This window comes from Stenotrophomonas capsici, from assembly GCF_034961085.1.
GTDB lineage: Bacteria > Pseudomonadota > Gammaproteobacteria > Xanthomonadales > Xanthomonadaceae > Stenotrophomonas > Stenotrophomonas capsici.
On the sequence record NZ_JAYFUH010000076.1, the window covers coordinates 1 to 16,513 of the forward strand.

Here is a 16,513-nt window from a genome sequence, read left to right on the forward strand (position 1 = left end):
GACAACACGGCGAAGCCGTGTGCGAAACCTTCCGGGATCCAGAACTGGCGCTTGTTCTCCGCACTCAACACGACCGCTTCCCACTGGCCAAAGGTGGGCGAACCACGGCGGATGTCCACCGCCACGTCGTAGACCTCCCCTTCCAGCACGCTGACCAGCTTGCCCTGCGGGCGCGGCCACTGGTAATGCAGCCCACGCAGCACGCCCTTGCTCGAGGAAGATACGTTGCTCTGCACGAACCGGTCCGGCAGGCCTTCGGCCTTGAAGCGCTCCGCATTCCAGGTCTCGAAGAAGAAGCCACGCTCGTCGCCGAACACCGCCGGCTCGATGACCACGCAACCCGGCAACTTGGTTTCAATCACCTTCACGGAACAATTCCCCGTTGCAGCAGCTTCTGCAGATACTGGCCGTAGCCATTTTTCAACAGCGGTGCAGCCAACATTTCAAGCTGTTCCGCGCTGATCCAGCCTTGCCCGAAGGCGATTTCCTCCGGACAGCACACCTGCAGGCCCTGTCGCGTCTGCAGTGTCTCAATGAAATTGGAGGCCTCCAGCAAGGATGCATGGGTGCCGGTATCCAGCCAGGCGTAGCCGCGCCCCAGCGGCTCCAGGTGCAGGTTGCCTTCGTCGAGATAACGCTGGTTGAGATCGGTGATCTCCAGCTCACCACGTGCCGAAGGTCGTAGCTCCGCGGCATAGTCACTGGCCTTTCCGTCGTAGAAATACAGGCCGGTGACGGCATAGTTGGAGCGCGGCTGCGTGGGCTTTTCGACCAGCCCGACCACCTTGCCATCCTTGTCGAACTCGGCCACGCCGTAGCGTTCGGGGTCGTTGACCCAGTAACCGAACACCGTCGCGCCGTGCGCACGTGCATCGGCACGCCGCAACACCTCGCGCAGGCCGGTGCCGTGGAAAATGTTGTCGCCCAGCACCAGGCAGCTCGGCTGTCCGGCGACGAACTCGCGGCCGATCAGATAGGCCTGTGCCAACCCGTCCGGACTCGCCTGCACCGCGTACTGGATGTCCATCCCCCACTGTGAGCCGTCGCCGAGCAGGCTGCGGAACAACACCTGCTCGTGCGGCGTGTTGATCACCAGCACCTCGCGGATGCCGGCCATCATCAGCACGCTCAACGGGTAGTAGATCATCGGCTTGTCGTAGACCGGCAGCAGCTGCTTGCTGATGCCCTGCGTGATCGGATACAGCCGTGTCCCCGAGCCGCCGGCCAGAATGATGCCCTTGCGCTGGCTCATCTCAGGCCACCTCGCCCGTGCCGATGCGCTGCAGGCGATAGCTGCCATCCAGCACGCCCTTCACCCAAGCCTGATTGGCCAGGAACCAGTCAACGGTGAAAGCGATGCCTTCCTCGAAGGAGTGGCGTGGCTCCCAGCCCAGCTCGTTCTTCAGTTTGGAGGCATCGATCGCATAGCGGCGGTCATGCCCGGGGCGATCGGCGACATGGGTGATCTGGCTGCTGCGCAGCTTGCCATCCGCGCGTGGACGACGGTCATCCAGCAGTGCGCAGATCGCCTGCACCACCTCGATGTTCTGCTTCTCCGCGTTGCCACCCACATTGTAGGTTTCGCCGACCCTGCCCTTGGCCAGCACCGTGCGTATCGCCTCGCAGTGGTCGGCAACGAACAACCAGTCGCGCACCTGCCTGCCATCGCCATATACCGGCAGCGGCTCGCCGGCCAATGCCTTGGCAATGACCAACGGAATGAGTTTCTCCGGGAAGTGGTACGGGCCGTAGTTGTTGGAACAGTTGGTGGTCAGCACCGGTAATCCGTAGGTGTGGTGGAAGGCACGGACCAGGTGGTCGGATGCGGCCTTCGACGCCGAGTACGGTGAGTTGGGCGCGTATGCAGTGGTTTCGGTGAACTTCCCGGTCTCGCCCAACGTGCCGTATACCTCGTCGGTGGAGACGTGCAGGAATCGGAACGCCTCGGCCTTGTCCGGTGGCAGTGCCTTCCAGTAGTCCCGCACGGCCTCCAACAGGCCGAGGGTGCCCACGACGTTGGTCTGGATGAACGCCGCCGGCCCATCAATGGAGCGGTCGACGTGGCTCTCCGCGGCAAAGTTCAGCACCGCGTCCGGCTGGTGCTCGGCCAACAGGCGGGCGACCAGGGCCCTGTCGCCGATGTCGCCTTCCACGAACACATGCGCCGGGTTGCCTTGCAGGCCGGCCAATGTCTGCAGGTTTCCCGCATAGGTCAACGCGTCGAGATTGACGATCCGTACGCCCTTGGCAACCGCCTCCAGGACAAAATTGCCGCCGATGAAGCCAGCACCGCCGGTTACAAGCCACGTGGACACGCGTTGGATCTCCTCTGTACGCCGACATTGCGCGGCTCTTTCGTGCACAAGGATATATCGGCCCTGTCCAACACCGCCCCAACATTGACGCAGGTCTCCATCCGAGCACGAATTGTCAGGACATTTGCTGGCAACCCGACCGGACCATACGCATTCGCATGGAGCATGCTTCCCAGCTAGAATCGGGAAAAACCTTAACTCCCGGCCCGGCCGGCCCCCTCAGCAACCGAAGGACTCCGCAGCACATGAAAATCCTCGTCGCGTACAAGCGCGTGGTGGACTACAACGTCCGCATTCAGGTCAAGCCGGACGGCTCCGGCGTGGTGACCGATGGCGTCAAGCTCTCGCCGAACCCGTTTGACGAAATCGCCCTGGAAGAGGCCCTGCGCCTGCGCGACAAGGGCATCGCCACCGAGGTCGTGGTTGCCACCATCGCCCCGGCCGATGCCCAGGCGCACCTGCGCAACGGCCTGGCCATGGGCGCCAACCGCGCCATCCACGTGGTGACCGACCAGGCCATCCAGCCGCTGACCGCCGCCCGCACCCTGCTCAAGCTGGTGGAGAAGGAACAACCGGACCTGGTCATCCTCGGCAAGCAGGCCATCGACGACGACGCCAACCAGACCGGCCAGATGCTGGCCACGCTGTGGGCGCGCCCGCAGGCTACCTTCGCCTCCAAGGTCGAGATCGCCGACGGCAAGGCCACGGTCACCCGCGAAGTCGACGCCGGCCTGGAAACGCTGGAAGTCGACCTGCCGGCGGTGATCACCACCGACCTGCGCCTGAACGAACCGCGCTTCATCAAGCTGCCGGACATCATGAAGGCCAAGGCCAAGCCGCTGGAAACCCTGCAGCTGGCCGACCTGGGCGTTGAAGCCGCCGACACGTTCAAGACCACCCACTACGCCGCGCCGGCAAAGCGCAGCAAGGGCGTGATGGTGAAGGACGCCGCCGAACTGGTGGCTGCACTCAAGCAGAAGGGGTTGCTGTAATGGCCAAGATTCTCGTTATCGCTGAGCACCTGGACGGCAAGCTCAACAGCGCCGTCGCCAAGACCGTTTCGGCCGCTGCCGCCGTCGGTGGCGACATCGACGTGCTGGTGCTGGCCGCCGACCCGGCCGGCATCGCCGCCGAAGCCGCGCAGATCGCCGGCGTCAGCAAGGTGCTCACCCTGGCCAACCCGGCCAACGCACATGCCCTGGCCCAGGTGCAGGCACCGCAGATCGCCAAGGCCGCCATCGGCTATAGCCACGTGTTCGGCGCCTCGACCACCACCGGCAAGGACCTGATCCCGGCCGTGGCCGCACTGCTCGGCGTCAACCAGGTCTCCGACCTGATGAGCGTGGAAGGCCCGCACACCTTCAAGCGCCCGATCTACGCCGGCAACGCCATCATCACCGTGGAAGTGCCGGCCGACCAGGTGGTCGTGGCGACCGTTCGCGCCGCTTCGTGGCCGGAAGCAGCCAAGGGCAACAGCGCCCCGGTCGAGGCCATCAACGTTGATGCCACCCTGCCCTCGCACACCCGCTTCATCGGCCTGGCCGCCGGCAAGAGCGACCGCCCGGACCTGCAGAGCGCCAAGCGCGTGGTTTCCGGCGGCCGTGGCGTCGGTTCGGAAGAGAACTTCAAGGTGATCTACCAGCTGGCCGACAAGCTCGGCGCCGCCGTCGGTGCCTCGCGCGCCGCGGTCGATGCCGGCTACGTGCCCAGCGACATGCAGGTCGGCCAGACCGGCAAGATCATCGCCCCGGAGCTGTACATCGCTGTCGGCATCTCCGGTGCCATCCAGCACCTGACCGGCATCAAGGACGCCGGCACCATCGTGGCCATCAACAAGGACGGCGACGCGCCGATCTTCGAGGTGGCCGATATCGGGCTGGTGGGTGACCTGTTCAGCCTGTTGCCGGAGTTGGAAGCGGCGCTGTAACGCCACTACTTCGCTCAGCGGCGAAATAAAAAAAAGCGGTCCTCATCGGGCCGCTTTTTTCATGCGCGCAGGCAGGACCCTACAGCAAAAAAGAAAAGCAGGCAGCGTAGAATGGCTCGCTGGCAAAGAGCACACCCACGCGCACCAGTCGCAGAGCGAAAAGCCGATTGGCAGACGCAACCAAGGAGTTCAGAGCAACATGACGCCTCGTAAAAAGGTAATGGTGGTTTTCGGTACCCGTCCGGAAGCCATCAAGATGGCACCCCTGGTAACCGCTCTCAAACAGCGCCCGGAACTGGAAACCATCGTCGCCGTCACCGCCCAGCATCGCCAGATGCTGGACCAGGTGCTGGAGTTGTTCGAGATCACCCCCGACGAAGATCTCAACGTCATGCAACCCGGCCAGACCCTTTCAGGCCTGACCTCGCGAATCGTCCAAGGCATGGAAAGCGTAATCGCCAAACACAAACCCGACATCGTTTTGGTGCACGGCGATACCACCACCACCTTCGCCACCTCGTTGGCGGCCTTCTATCAGCGCACGGCCATTGGTCACGTTGAAGCAGGTCTGCGCACGGGGAACCTATATTCGCCGTGGCCGGAGGAAGCAAATAGAAAGCTGACCGGTGTTCTGGCGAAGCTGCATTTTGCCCCGACTCAGAAATCTGCAGAAAACCTGAGCGCGGAAAGCATCAATCCCAACACCATTCATATCACTGGCAACACCGTGATCGATGCGCTGTTGGCCGTTGTCAGCAAGATCAAGGCATCCCCCGCGCTGGAATCGGAACTTGCAGCACGCTTCCCATTCCTCGACCAAAGCAAGCGCCTGATACTGGTCACCGGCCACCGCCGCGAGAACTTCGGTGATGGCTTTGAACAGATCTGCCATGCACTCAAGGATATCGCTGCACGTGGCGATACGCAGGTCGTATACCCAGTGCACCTCAACCCCAACGTGCAGGAGCCCGTGAACCGAATTCTCGGCGATCAGCCTTCGGTGCACCTCATCAATCCGCAGGAATATCTGCCATTCGTCTACCTCATGAGCCGTTCCCACATCATCGTCACTGATTCTGGCGGCATCCAGGAGGAGGCGCCGTCGCTTGGCAAGCCAGTTCTGGTGATGCGCGATACAACCGAACGGCCGGAGGCCATCGATGCTGGCACCGTAAAGTTGGTCGGAACCTCAGCCATGCATATCGTGGCTGAAGTGGAGAACTTGCTTGATGATCCACTCGCTTATCAGCGAATGACACACGCACACAACCCTTACGGCGACGGCTTGGCTTCACACCACATCAGTCAAATCGTCTCGGACCTGCTCGCTTCATAGCGAAGGTGGCGCCTTATTCGCTGCGGGCAGTTAGCGCCTGCAGCGACTGGATTGTATGTTCATAGAAGGGCTTCACATAGTGATATGGAGCCCTCCCCCATTTATGATCGGGATCCGCCAGAACCACAGATTCCGGATATGTAATTGTAGGCAGCGTCCAACGCTCTTCAAGCGCGTCATACAGTTGTTTCAAGAACGCATTATTGTTTCGTATCCAGCCCAAGCTGGATGCATCTGAGCCGTCGGGGAAGGCCTCTGCCCAGTATGCCTTGTTAAGCACAAGCGTCGCGGGTTCCACAGCAGCCAGAAATCGCTCTAGCCCTGCAATCCAATGCACTAAAAATTCTTCGCCACCAGGCTTGATCACGTCCCGCTCACCGGGCTCGAACCCTCCATTCTTCAGCTCACCAGAAAGACTGAAAAGTGAGTCACCAGCAATAATCAAATCAAAGCGTTCATCGATGAAATCCAGAAGGACTACATCATGCTCTATGCCTGCAATCACCGACAGCGTGGTCTTGTCGAGATCATTGACCAGCATTCGACGCTGAAATGCACTTGGTAGTCGCTCCACAATCTCGCGCACTTCGGTGTCGTCAACGGGCGACAAGCCAATGCTGGCTACAGATGTTCTGGCCAGGTAGCTGACAATCTCGAACTCTTCAGACGCATACTCCAACGCATCACGTGATACGCAACTTCCAAGAATGAAGACTCTCTGCATCAGCCCTGCTTCCTAACCCAGAACGCGAATTGCCCGCAAAAAGCGAGTTTGCGATAAGCGGCCTCCTGCACGGAATGTCCTCCCATTTTTGCCCATTCATCGATTTCGCGGTTCATAGGCGACTCCTCACCGAACCAATGATTCATTTCCGGATCATTATTACGATACGCACGATTAATGAGTGTGACGGAATCAATCCCTGGACGCATTTCCACCAGCTCCAAACCACTCGCCGCATCAATCAAACGCTTAAATCCGAACGGTGTATAGTTCCAAAAACTGAAGGAGTGATATGGCTCCAAGTGCGAAGTTGATCCGATAAACACACCACCCGGCTTCAGCACGCGACCAATATCGGCCAGCACGCTTTCCGGATAGCGAACATGCTCAAACACCTGGCGGCTATAGATCATGTCGATGGAATCGGGCGCAACTGGTATGTCGATCCCATTGTAATATCGAAACTCCGCGTCCTTGCGCGTACGGGCAACAGCCTCTGGCGAGTCCTCTATATCAACCCCGAGCCATTTGACTTGCGGTGCAATTCGGCGGAAAAGATCAACAGAGACGCCGGAGCCACAGCCCAGATCCAGAACAAGCGCCCCCTTAGGCAGGGAAGGCGCCAGCTTGGCGGCGTACTGGCCAGCACTGAACTGCTCGGCAGAATCCTTCGGCAAACAGGCTTGCAGTTCATCCCACATATGCGCCCCTTGCTATGCTGGCTATCGGCAACGCAGATATATAACACGTCTTTCACCTTTTGCCTGACTCGCGAAGTTCCGAAGAGCTGCTCCGAAACTTCAGAGTGGCTACTCAATCACCGATCACACTCGAGATGCATCTGACTCTGGCAGGATACCTTATGGGGATCCATTCAGCTGAGACTCGTAGCTCACTCCCAGGTGATCTCGACCATAGGCGATCTGAGCACAAGCCTGATTCCCATCCATCGAAAACACTTGATCAGAGACTCGAGGCAATGACAAGAACAATGATCCTTGCGTTTCAGCAAAACGGAGAGCGGGACTATTCTCAGCACGACTGACAAGGCCGGAGTTTTAGGCAACTGCAAACAGTCGATGCAGCACCTCCCGAGCTCAGAAAGAAGACAATGCATCGACCGGGTACCAACGGGCAAACATGCCGCCGGTTTATGCTTTCGACACCCACCCACAGAACCCGGAATCACGCGTGGCGATGGCTGCCCCAAAAGAAATGTCGTACTGGAATTTCCCCGAGGGATACAGAATGATCAGCCGGCGCTCAACATTGGGAGCGAGATCAACCTACTCGCCGACCACAAAATCTCCTGCTCTCCAGAAGGCGCTCACCACCCTGGCAAACCAGCCGTTATGAGGGAAATAAGCAAGGGGCGCCACAAGGACGCCCCATAGCCACGGTTGGGTCAGCGGACACGCACACCCCTGCCCGTCGCTTCCACACCGCTCATCTCGGTGCTCTATATCCGAAAATTACGGCCGCCAAACAAAGTAGACCGTGCCCTTGGCTTCAGGATCAAAAAGGCTCATCGATTCTGACTTTGGCGTAGTGGTTGCGGTGATGCGATGACCATCCTTGCCGTAATCGCCTACGATTGCCCCATTTTCCTGATTAAGAGTCTTGTATCGACGATACCCGATTTTCACTAGTCCAGCTTCGACAGCCTTATCAATACTCGCCACATCCGCGCCTTTGAACTCGACAACAAGCCTCTTGTACTCGACTCCTTCTACCGTGTCATTTGCCTTGGATCGAATCCGATAGGAAAACTCAGGGACAAAACCCCGGGGAAAGTCGGAAGCAACAGCAGCGGAAACATCAGTTGCCTCAACAGCCGGCTCGGCCGGCGAAGCAGCACCATCAGCAGGTACAGGAGAATTTCCACAACCGACCATTCCCAAAGCCATCAACGCAAAGACCGAACTACGAGCAAAACGCAGCATATTAAATCTCCGATACAATTTCGATAAGTAAACCCCATCAACGCTTTCCGACGGATTTGCGTGGGAGCATCAATGAGAGAAATCAACCAACCGTTCAAACCGCAAATTCTACTACCAACAAATTGGCACTTGGCCCTAGGTCAAAGTGAAGCAACAACCCCTGCATGTTCTCTGGTCAAGTAACGCCAAGCCTGCTCCTCGGCGCGCTTGATCCTGCGGTCGCGCAAGCCCATGTCCTTCTCGCTCAGTGCTTCACGTATGGCGTTCAGCCAATCGGAAGAACCGTGCGCGACACGAAGCAAGGGCGAGTCTTCACAAACAGCGTCCATGGGCGTACTGACCACAGGCAACCCTGTCGCAAAATACTCCCAGAGCTTCAATGGGTTGACCGCATGCATGGCATCATTGACCACAAATGGGATCAACAGCACATCATAACGATTGATAGCTGCCGCACCTCTTTCCCGCCCAACTCGCCCAGTGAATGTAACGTTCGGCAGGGCGCACATTCCGACATAGCAAGACCATCTAGAGTCTTTCTCGGACAGTTCCACCTGCCCATGGAAAACAAAATCGACTTCACTCATCCTCCGACAGACGTCTTCCATCAATGTCCAATCGAAAAATGCTGCTAGATTGCCCAGGTAGCCGGCCACCGGACGCCCGCCATAGCTCTCATTGACAATGCGGTACCTGGAAAACACATCGATTGCTACGCCATTTCCGACCAGCGAGAAGGAAGTCGCTGCACCTGACTTTCGCTCCAGCAGAGGGCTGGAAGTGAAAAACACATGTGAAGCAGCGCGCAGCGCGCCCAACTCCATCTTTACCACATCTTCGTGAATCGTCCCTGTCCCGAAGTCCATCGTGTACTCGTCGTACACTTCGTATACAAACTTCGCCCTACTTCCAATCCGAGCAGCCTGATCTGGCTTATAGATCCAATGTAGCAGCCTAGCCTCTGAACCATAATGCTCATCAATAAGACCAGAGAGCACCGACAGGGTATCACTAGACCCTTGGTATGACGCCCTGGGTATGCCTGCTGGAATCCCGCCGGTGAAAAGCCTCGTTCGGAAGATATTGTCGCCGACCTTGATCATTTCACCGTTTGCCATCCGCTCCAGCTCGTCGGCAGGCGCCCATCCGAGATCAGCGACCGTTTGGTAATGGCTTCCAGGCTCGACGATAAGCAGGTCATGACTTTCAGCAAGATGCCCGGCCAATGCCACCAGCATTTCTCGCCTATGGAACGTCTCCCAAACGTCGATTGCCCACACAACGAGCACATCACGTTTTACGCCCGATACCGAGCTTACATTGAAATCACATGAATCCAGCAATTCCTTCCAGCGCGATACGACACTACGTTTGTCATACCGAGCGCGCATTGCATCCTGTAGTTGACCACGGAATCGAGGGCCCGCCGCGCTTCTATTGAAGAAGTCAATCTGGTCTGCGGCCTCAGCTGCACTGGCAACCGGGCTAAGCTCCGGATAGATGTCGTTGACACCAGTCCAGTTCCAGACGACTGGTATCGCACTGGAAGCGGCCCCCTCAGCCACAGCCATGTGAAAACTCTCGAAATCGGATGGCGAAAGAACAAAGCCAACCATCTTCAGCCACTGCGGCACATCCCGGCCTTGCGGATCAAAGACGACTCTGTGCCTCAATTCCCCCGAATTAACTCGCTCATAGAGCGCCTCGTAGTACTCACGCTCTACAACCCGCCCCCACAACCAGGCGATATCAGCTGGGCTTTGACCCTTAACGCGCAGCATATATCTTGCGTCGCGCTTCACCAGAATCTCCAGCGTATCCAAGGCGAGGTCAAGGCGCTTTCGCCTTGGCGCGGTACCGATTATGCCGAGATTGAACTGGGAGCCACCAAACTTTGGCAGCGAGTATGCATCAACATCCACATAGTTTCCGACCACATAGCATATCCGCCTGGGCATGTGAAACTTGGCCACACATTCATCCATGATGTGTGCGCCAACGAAGATCATTGCATCGACATTCGCATAGTCAATACGCTCCGGATAGGAAGTACCGCGCTCCTGGAGGTGCAAGCGCACCAGAAGTCGCTGTCCAGCCCGCTTGTTTCTGGACAAAAAGACAGCGTTCTGCATGGCCCATTCAGCCACCAGAACATCTGCCCACCGTATCAGATCGCGAGTGACTTCCTCATCATGCTGGTCGTGTCCGCTCCAAACATCCTCCCGGAATTCATACCTACCGGTGGCCTCCAACTCCCGTTGCAGCGGATACCAGAATTTAAGATCGTGTCCACTGACACCAACGCGGATCTTCCTGTTTGACATGTTGGCCCCTGCTCAGATCTCAATATTCAAAATTTGCCCCTGGTATCGACTGCGATCCAGCACTTCCCCCACCCGTCGGAAGTTCGCGGAATCAGCTGCAAACCGGGTCTTTTCACCAGGACCGGCAAGCTCCTCTTTCCCAAGAAGTCTCACGCAATCGCGGATTGAAAGCGATGCAAGATCCATCACCAATGAAGCCTGATCCAGCTCGACATCGTATCGATACTGCTGTCTCATATCGCATGGCTTACCGACCACGGTCGCACCGCTGTATCGCAGCGCATTCATCAGGTCCTGCAGATAGAACTTTCCGTAAACTGCATCCGCCGTCATCACAGCGAGCGCATCGCCATCGGGCCTGGATCCGATCTCGGAAACTACTTCCGTGATCCTGCGTTCACTGCGGATCACCTGAACCTCCCCAACATCCAGACAGTTCCCGGCTTCCACCTCAACATCGCCACGGCAAACCAGCATCAGGCGCTTGGTGGATCCCGTTGGCAGAATCTGCCGATGGAATGCATCCAGCAACTGGCGCGCAGCTGCGCCGGACTCGGCCTCTGCCACCACCAGAACCTCCGCGAATCCACCCTTCTCGATCTGCTCCAGACCTATAGCCTTATGGATCTGCTGGAACCTGTGCCGATAGGTGTGCTTGGCAAACACCTCACGAATGCCACTCAGGCTCCTCCTCGTCCATTCGCGATCATCATTCATGAGTACCGACAAAGCCTCTCTGGCCTGCTCAGGGGTACGGACATGCCATACCAGATCATCACCAAATGTCGCTTCGGTGCCCTCAGACCAAGTACTGACCACCGGCGTACCGCAAGCCAACAACTCGAATACCCGCCTGGAAAACATCGTCGGCGAATCCACGACCGAATTGACATTCAGAAAAACCCGATATCTCCGATATGCGTCATTCACATCCGAATAGGGCAGGCTACCGCGTATATTTTTGGAAAAGCGCTCCGGGAATGAGAAATCCGATGCCAAGGAACCGGGCTTGTGATTCCGGTCGAAAATATCGAAGTCATGCTCCAGTGCAGCATCCAGCAACATCAGCTGATCGTCCCGACGTTCGGGGAAGCGATTGGCATAGAAGCTACCCGCGAAACACACCTTGGAGTTTCGCTCACCACTTCCAACCGGATTGTGCAGTGTCTCCTCGGCGGCAAACTGAAGGACACTCACCTTCGCCGTGGTTCTATCTGCATACTTCTTTATCGCTTCTTCGGCCGTGGTAAAGACGTGGTCGAAGTGAATCGCCTTGCCGACAAAATCATTGAAGTGAACGGGATCCTCCTTGTTCCAGAAGACAGTAGGAATTCCCCGCTTCTTGAACTCGGCAACCATTTCCAGAACTTCGTTCCCTGGCGGATTGGCATAGTTAGCCACCCGATACTGCCAGGTTCCGGAATTTCCCTTCCAAGAAGACTCGATGAAAAGAAACTGCGGGCGATATCGATCCAGCAGGCCCTCCCAGTTGTCAGGCCGAGGCTCGATCAGATTGGCATGAGGAGCAAAGCAGGCACGCGAGAACTCATCCATGACGCTCATCACCGCACTCTTGCCAGGAGCAAGTTGCTGCGTCCACCCGGCAATGGACAACTGCTTGCGCGCCAGATCACCAGCCACACTCACCGCAGGTGAGGCGCCCATCTGGGAAGAGGCCGCACCAGCGGAGCCACTTGACGGCAATGGCCGATGCGATGGTCGCGTAGGCAGAGACAACTTGGGTATCGAGCCATCACGGCGGCGGTATGCGTTCAGCGCACGCAGGACAGCAATCGGAAAACCAAAGATGCCTCGTAGCGTGCGTAGCTGCAGGACCGCCTGTCCTATAGCAAGTGCCAATGAATGTGTGAAGCGATAGTTCTCCTCATGCAATTCGCGCATGCGCTCCTGCAAGATGCGAACATATTCGCGCTCTGCCTCGAGATGCAGGAAGTGCCCTGTCCTTTTTTGCTGGGCAACGGCGAACTCGGATCTTAGCGAGACAAGCTGGGATTCCAGAGCCTGCTTTTCGTCGCTCAGCTGCTTCTGCACCTTTGCGTGGCGGCTCTGCAATTCGGATGCATTCGCCAGTTTAAGGCGCAGATCATCGGTCTCAGCAACACTGCCAGTGAGTTTCGCCCGGATCGCGTTGATGCTCTCCCTTGCACTTCGTAGTTCCGCATCGGAACGTTCAAGCTCCGTCCTGACGTCCCCATTTTCTGCGGAAACGCTGTCCAGGACACTCTTCACGCAGTCCCGCTCCGCGCGAAGTGCCTCCAACTCTTCCATTTTGCTTTCGAGCTTGGCTTGCTCCTCCTTCAGGGTCAGCTCTGAACGCATCCTTTCCTTGGCTTCACCATCCAGTTGCCCCTGAATCGTCTGGATCGAGCTTTGCAGCAGCGCCTTCTGCTTATGCAGCTGCTTCAGTTCCTCGACAATTTCGTAGTACCTGCGATGAACCTCCAACGCACCGATCCTGGTTGCACCCAGCAACAGCTTCCAGTCCAACATAGGAGCAGCAGCGTCGCGATCGGCCACCATGCGGATATAGCCGTCACTTGCGATCAACTCGCGCAGGGCGAAACCGGGGGGCAAGCCCAGCGCAAGGTCTCCCGGGAAAATCGTCGATTTGTGGTCCGGCCACGGATTGAGGCCGAAGGGAACGGTGACGACAAGCCGCCCACCGGGTGCGACGAAACTGGCCGCTCGCGCAAGGAAACGCTCGGGACTGGTCTGGTGCTCGATCACCTCCCCCATGAGGACTGTATCGAACGCCGCAGGCGGAAGTGCCGCCAGATCCAGGCAGCGAAACTCGATGCGCTCCTGCACCGAAGCGATTTCCTTCGCCCGCTCCGCCATCGCGTAATCGATCGTGGGCTGATCGATATCAATTCCGGTGACACGCAAGCCCTCGCGTGCCAGCAGGATCGACGTAATACCCTGGCTGCAGCCAACGTCGAGCACGGATTCACCGGCAACCTGTGAACACATCCAGTTGATGCGATCACGGGTCTTTGCGCCAAAAGCGGCGCCCATTCCGTCGTAGTAGGCCTCATTGATGTGGTCGGCCCAGGGGTTGACAGCGTCAGGGCTATCACCGTGCTCGTTATGCATGATCGTTCCTCAGCTCCACAGCCCGCAGGCATCAATGACGGACGCGTCCACCGGATAGGGAATCGCCTGGAAAGCGGTGTGCGATACCAGGGCGACCACAATATCTGCATCCATCAAGCCCCCATCAAACGGGGCGACATCCAGGCTCGCCACGTCCTCGCCTGATGCATCAAGAGCGTGCGCAAATGGATCCACGCAGACAACAGAGCCGGGATAGGTGGCGGACAGGGATTGAGCAACGGCAAGAGCGGGGCTCTCGCGGAAATCATCCACGTCCGGCTTATAGGAAAGTCCAAGGCACACGATGCGAGGACTCTTTCCAGCAAGTACCTCGACGGCCTCCGCTACCAACTCGAGTACATACTTCGGCTTGCTGTCGTTGACCTGACGCGCGGTCTTGATGATCTTCGCACGCTCTGGATCGCTGGATACGATGAACCACGGATCCACCGCGATGCAGTGCCCGCCGACGCCCGGACCTGGCTTCAGGATGTTCACGCGCGGATGCCGGTTGGCCAGCTCGATCAGTTTCCAGACATCAATCCCAAGGTTGCCGCAGATCATCGACAACTCATTCGCAAAGGCAATATTGACGTCCCGATAGGAATTCTCGGCCAGCTTGCAGAGCTCCGCGGTACGATCATCGCTGGGTACGCACTCACCCTTGACGAAGGTGCGATAAAGCGCTGCGGCCCTCTCCGTACAAAGCTCCGACATGCCACCGATGATGCGATCGTTCTCTACCAGTTCCCGTAGCATCTGACCGGGAATGATGCGCTCCGGGCAATAGGCCAGGTTCACATCCGGCTCCGCCTCGCCATCAAGCGGGAAGCGCAGATCAGGGCGGAGTTCAGCCAATAGCCGTGCCAACTGCTGGGTGGTCCCGACCGGAGAAGTCGACTCCAGAACGACCAGGTTGCCCTTGCGAAGAACCGGTGCAATGGAGCGACCCGCCGCCATTACATAGCCGATATCGGGATGATGGGTCTCATGGTCGACCGGGGTCGGCACCGCGATGATGAAATCATCTGCGAAGATGGGGCTGATGACGGCACGGAGCCTGCCACTGGCCACACCTTGCGAAACCATCTCCGGCAACCCTTGTTCCTCGATGTGCGCCTGCCCTTGATTAACCGCGCTCACTGCTCGCTCGGAAATATCCACGCCTATGACGGTGCGGCCATGCGCGGCGAAAGTAGCTGCAGTCGGCAGACCGATGTAGCCCAAGCCGATAACGGACACGGTCCGATCATTCATCCTGCTGCCCGTCCCCATGAGGGGATCAACATTGCCGTTCATAAAACTCCTTCTATATCGAAATGGCGCTCCTGGGAAACTGACGGAGCACCCAATACTCAGCTGATGGCGTCAGCAGGCCTACGCCGCCGGTCCAAAGCTGCTTCCACATCAGAAAGCCAGCGTGCTGCCAGACTGGGCCAGGAGTACTGCCCGACCTGATCGCGTCGCGGAGCACGCATCGACAGCTTTCCCTCTGCCTTGCAATCAATTGCTTCAATCAGGGCCGACTCTATCTGCTCCGGTGTCGAAGCGATATCCCAGCCTGCACGCGTCGCGGATACCAGCGTACCGGTAGCATCCTGATGTTCCCCGCGCAGGTGCATGACCGGCTTGCCGGCACCCAGATATTCGAAGATCTTGCCCGGCACCTGCACAGGATCTGCATTCGCCAGGTTCACCAGGATGTCGCATTGGCGCTGGGCCGCCACTGCCGCCATATGGGGAAGGAATCCGAGTAACCGTATCCGTCCCTGTGATCGATCCACATACTCCAGGAGATAATCCGGCGCCCGGATTGTCGCAATCGACAGGCGGACCCCCGGAACCGATAGAACAACATCCAGCAGCATCTGCGCACTTCGGAAACTGTAGAAACTGCCCGTATAGAGCAACTCGAGCATGCCGGAATCGAATAGAACACCGCTATGGGCAGCATCGTTACGGAAATCCGGATCGAATCCTTGCCGAATGACCACGACCTTTCCATCGGGCAATGAGTGCCGTTCCTGCAGCACTTCCGCCGCTGCATCAGTGGTCACGCTCACCATCATCGCTGCATGGCAAGCATCTCGTTCCAGCGCAAAGGCCGCCCTCTTCCATTTTTCCGGGGTATACGGTGCCAAGACCGGATCACCCAGATCAACAACCAAGGGCAGCCCCTGCCTGGCAGCTGCGATACCCACGGGCAAGGCGCACGCCGGCTCGTGCGAGACCACCACGACGTCCGGTCGTGCTTCGGCAACTGACACCTGCAATGCCGCGATCGCGTGCTCCACCCACTCGGCGCGATAGTCAGGAAATACCCGGTCCGAGACCGTGGCCTTTATCTTCTCAGCCAGACGGCCTTTCCAATTGAGCCCGCTACCCCCACCAGCAAATGAGGATTCCAAGGACTTCCTCAGCCGGCCCTTCCAGTTCAGGACCTCTTCAACAGCAGCCCCCCTCGTTTCATCCGCCGTCGATGCCGTGGCCGCCGCTGTAGCGGGGACAGTAGTCTTCCGGCCACGTCCAAGCAGGAATCGGGTAAGGCGTCCGGGGAAGACACGCCGGACGATCACGTCGGCAGGCAATTCCGGCAAACCACCAGGGCCATAGCCCGGCACATCGGGAGCGATCACCTCCACGCGATGCCCCGATTTCACGAGCTCCCTGGTCAAGTAGGCCCAGCGCAACGCCTGCGGCGAGGGAATAGGCGGAAAATCATAGGCGATCAACAAGAAACGCATCTGCACCTAACCTTGCTGCGGACTGTTGGAGGGTGCGACGAGAAGCTCCTTGAACTGTGCCAGCACCTCAGACACCTTTCCAGCAG

At 58.2% G+C, this 16,513-nt stretch carries 13 protein-coding genes; 3 read left to right on the forward strand and 10 right to left on the reverse strand.

Annotation, left to right across the window (positions count from 1 at the left end; genetic code table 11):
• The 3 genes from rfbC to rfbB all read right to left on the reverse strand — a co-directional run.
• On the reverse strand, positions 1 to 368 hold a 368-nt coding region (gene rfbC, locus VA603_RS06430; protein WP_323438295.1), incomplete at its 3' end, for a dTDP-4-dehydrorhamnose 3,5-epimerase.
• Entirely contained in the window at positions 365 to 1,252 is an 888-nt protein-coding gene (gene rfbA / locus VA603_RS06435) for a glucose-1-phosphate thymidylyltransferase RfbA (RefSeq protein ID WP_323438296.1), read from the reverse strand. The genes rfbA and rfbC, both read right to left, overlap by 4 nt.
• A gap of 1 nt (position 1,253) precedes the next feature.
• On the reverse strand, positions 1,254 to 2,315 hold the full coding sequence (gene rfbB / locus VA603_RS06440) for a dTDP-glucose 4,6-dehydratase (protein WP_323438297.1): 1,062 nt from the start codon (positions 2,313 to 2,315) through the stop codon (positions 1,254 to 1,256).
• Positions 2,316 to 2,560: 245 nt separating this feature from the next.
• Here rfbB and VA603_RS06445 point away from each other — a divergent pair, with 245 nt between their 5' ends.
• The 3 genes from VA603_RS06445 (at position 2,561) to wecB (ending at position 5,578) form a co-directional block, all read left to right on the forward strand.
• On the forward strand, positions 2,561 to 3,307 hold the full coding sequence (locus VA603_RS06445; RefSeq protein WP_057627298.1) for an electron transfer flavoprotein subunit beta/FixA family protein: 747 nt from the start codon (positions 2,561 to 2,563) through the stop codon (positions 3,305 to 3,307).
• Positions 3,307 to 4,242: an electron transfer flavoprotein subunit alpha/FixB family protein gene (locus tag VA603_RS06450; protein ID WP_323438298.1), complete on the forward strand. Its 936-nt coding sequence runs from the start codon at positions 3,307 to 3,309 to the stop codon at positions 4,240 to 4,242. The genes VA603_RS06445 and VA603_RS06450 overlap by 1 nt, the downstream gene beginning before the upstream one ends.
• 199 nt (positions 4,243 to 4,441) lie before the next feature.
• Positions 4,442 to 5,578, forward strand: coding sequence for a non-hydrolyzing UDP-N-acetylglucosamine 2-epimerase (wecB, locus tag VA603_RS06455; protein ID WP_323438299.1), 1,137 nt, complete (start codon positions 4,442 to 4,444; stop codon positions 5,576 to 5,578).
• Between the two features lie 13 nt (positions 5,579 to 5,591).
• Here the strand turns inward: wecB and VA603_RS06460 are convergent, their stop codons facing one another.
• From VA603_RS06460 to VA603_RS06490, 7 genes are all read right to left on the reverse strand, one after another.
• Positions 5,592 to 6,302 (reverse strand): DUF6270 domain-containing protein, encoded by a 711-nt coding sequence (locus VA603_RS06460; protein ID WP_323438300.1) that lies wholly within the window; start codon positions 6,300 to 6,302, stop codon positions 5,592 to 5,594.
• Positions 6,302 to 7,003, reverse strand: a complete 702-nt coding sequence (locus tag VA603_RS06465; protein ID WP_323438301.1) for a class I SAM-dependent methyltransferase — start codon at positions 7,001 to 7,003, stop codon at positions 6,302 to 6,304. The genes VA603_RS06460 and VA603_RS06465 overlap by 1 nt, the downstream gene beginning before the upstream one ends.
• Before the next feature lie 771 nt (positions 7,004 to 7,774).
• Positions 7,775 to 8,245, reverse strand: a complete 471-nt coding sequence (locus VA603_RS06470) for a hypothetical protein (protein ID WP_323438302.1) — start codon at positions 8,243 to 8,245, stop codon at positions 7,775 to 7,777.
• A 140-nt stretch (positions 8,246 to 8,385) separates the two neighbouring features.
• Positions 8,386 to 10,569 (reverse strand): glycosyltransferase, encoded by a 2,184-nt coding sequence (locus VA603_RS06475; protein ID WP_323438303.1) that lies wholly within the window; start codon positions 10,567 to 10,569, stop codon positions 8,386 to 8,388.
• A gap of 12 nt (positions 10,570 to 10,581) precedes the next feature.
• The gene (locus VA603_RS06480) at positions 10,582 to 13,683 is read right to left on the reverse strand and encodes a glycosyltransferase family protein (RefSeq protein WP_323438304.1); all 3,102 of its coding nucleotides are present in this window, start codon (positions 13,681 to 13,683) and stop codon (positions 10,582 to 10,584) included.
• A gap of 9 nt (positions 13,684 to 13,692) precedes the next feature.
• The gene (gene wecC, locus VA603_RS06485; RefSeq protein WP_323438305.1) at positions 13,693 to 14,982 is read right to left on the reverse strand and encodes a UDP-N-acetyl-D-mannosamine dehydrogenase; all 1,290 of its coding nucleotides are present in this window, start codon (positions 14,980 to 14,982) and stop codon (positions 13,693 to 13,695) included.
• A 56-nt stretch (positions 14,983 to 15,038) separates the two neighbouring features.
• Positions 15,039 to 16,427 (reverse strand): glycosyltransferase, encoded by a 1,389-nt coding sequence (locus VA603_RS06490; RefSeq protein WP_323438306.1) that lies wholly within the window; start codon positions 16,425 to 16,427, stop codon positions 15,039 to 15,041.
• Positions 16,428 to 16,513 lie beyond the last annotated feature (86 nt).